Origin of the sequence: Pseudomonas sp. 2822-15 (assembly GCF_002742515.1) — a bacterium.
In the GTDB taxonomy this organism is placed as follows: domain Bacteria; phylum Pseudomonadota; class Gammaproteobacteria; order Pseudomonadales; family Pseudomonadaceae; genus Aquipseudomonas; species Aquipseudomonas salomonii.
The window spans coordinates 1-324 of the sequence record NZ_LJRY01000197.1; the positions used below are offsets into that span (position 1 = coordinate 1).

Below are 324 nucleotides of genomic sequence, written 5' to 3' on the forward strand. Positions count from 1 at the left end.
GAGTAGGGAAAAGCCATACTGGAAAAGGGATTGCAAGTAAAGCACTAAAGCAAATGCTAGAGAGAGTAAGTCATATAGGGATTGAGCAACTTCTAGCAAAAACAACGAATGATAACATCCCTTCCCAAAATGTTTTGATTAAAAATGGGTTTAAGCTAACTAAAAAGGAAGACGAATCGTTTGAAATGAATGGAAGAAAGCTGACTTTTTATCACTATAAGTGGTGTTCATCAGTAAGTTTATGATAGGTGAGCTTTCTCCATATTCATTTCAAGTAATAGTGTTATGTGTTAATAGGTGCTGCAGGTGACATCACTAATATAG

The 324-nt window shown here is 35.2% G+C and carries 1 protein-coding gene; it reads left to right on the forward strand.

From position 1 onward, the window contains the following. Positions 1-245, forward strand: a 245-nt coding sequence (locus AOA59_RS19230) for a GNAT family N-acetyltransferase (protein WP_143522794.1), incomplete at its 5' end; no start/stop codon positions are given. Positions 246-324 lie beyond the last annotated feature (79 nt).